Source organism: Caballeronia sp. M23-90 (genome assembly GCF_053574605.1).
The window spans coordinates 1-1,467 of record NZ_JBSIPA010000797.1; the positions used below are offsets into that span (position 1 = coordinate 1).

General features: G+C 56.5%; 1 pseudogene. It reads left to right on the forward strand.

What is annotated here, in order from left to right:
• Nucleotides 1–125: 125 nt before the first annotated feature.
• Nucleotides 126–548, forward strand: a pseudogene (locus ACRXB1_RS35940) (MFS transporter); the annotation flags it as partial.
• Nucleotides 549–1,467 lie beyond the last annotated feature (919 nt).

Sequence of the window (1,467 nt, forward strand, 5' to 3'; positions counted from 1 at the left end):
TCATTGAAGTCGTACTTGGGCAGGGCGTTTGTCATCATCTGGGGCTTGCCTGCACTATCATCCGTCGGCTTCGCCGGGTGAAATGTGCGCCACAACATGAAGCCAATGAGAACCACGCCGATCAGGGTGCCTTGGCGGGATCGATTTATCTGGCGCACTTCCCATTGCGGCAACGCGCGGGAACCGCAATGTTCGGAGGCGTAATTGCGTTTGGCATTGCAACGATCGTGTTCGGTTTATCGCGCAACATCATCGTTTCGATGCTCGCGCTCGGCGCACTGGGTGCGTCTGATGTGATCAGCGTGGTCGTGCGCAATTCGCTCGTCCAGTTGCAAACGCCCGACGATATGCGTGGCCGCGTCAACGCCATCAATTCGTTGTTTATCGGGACATCGAATCAGCTTGGCGAGTTTGAATCGGGCATGACTGCGGGCTTGTTCGGCGCGGTGCCCGCGGTGTTGATCGGCGGAGCCGGGACGATCGTTGTGGCCCTGCTCTGGATGCGCCTGTTTCCTGCTTTGCGGGCGACGAAATCGCTGGAAGGATGACGCGCTTCCGAAGGCTTAAACAGCCGGCGAAGTTGCGCTACAATACGCGCCTTGGTGCGACACGTCGCATCGATTCGACGGTGAAAACTGTCCATAGGCTGACCCCTTGGGTTGGCACTTTTGTAGCAAGCGAAGCCCGGTGGGTGTATTGGGTTTCGCCATAGGCGATTCTCGGTATGTCGTTTATCACCGCGAATCGCATTGCATTGTCCTGATTACCGTCAGGTCCCGCCCTATCAGCGGCTTCATCTCCGCCGACAGGGCGGAATGTCGTTTGCAATTCCCCGCGTTATCAACGCTGGGTCTGCTGCGTTTCGAGCGAAAGCTCGGTGTGTCATTGTTCGCCCAGCTTCTGCGGTTTAGAAGCGGACAGTGAACCTGCTATACGACTAGCAGTAGCCTAGGAAGACATGCGTCACTGGTAACGGTGGGGTGTGAAGCTCTTCCGACAATGTAGCCCCCGGAGGTTCGGGCAGATGCACGTCGTGAGATGTTCATCTGGAGACTCCTAGCAGCGAAGGGGTTGAGGAGCTAGGCTGGCTGATACGGTTAACTTATGTGAACTGCTGTTAAACACCGTGAGTATTGAGGTGCCCAAGCTGCTGCTAGGCATTAACCAAAAGGTGTGCGGTTGGTCATTCCGCTCAAGGCTCGGAATGCGTCGTTATATATGACCGCCGGTGAAGAGGCAGAACCTACGTCAGTCGTGTGACATGCCGGGAACGTGGTAAGCCCGTATGGTTGCCAGTGCGGTTTGACTGGCAGGCGGACCGCAAGGAACGCTGTTGATTATGCGGGTATGGGAGGACGGAAAAAGCGAACGTCGGGCTGTAATGGTCCGGATAGGAGTTGAGACATTACTCCACGCGAAAGCGGGCAGACTTCCGTCTGGTCTACCGTCGCAAGACGGCTGACTACC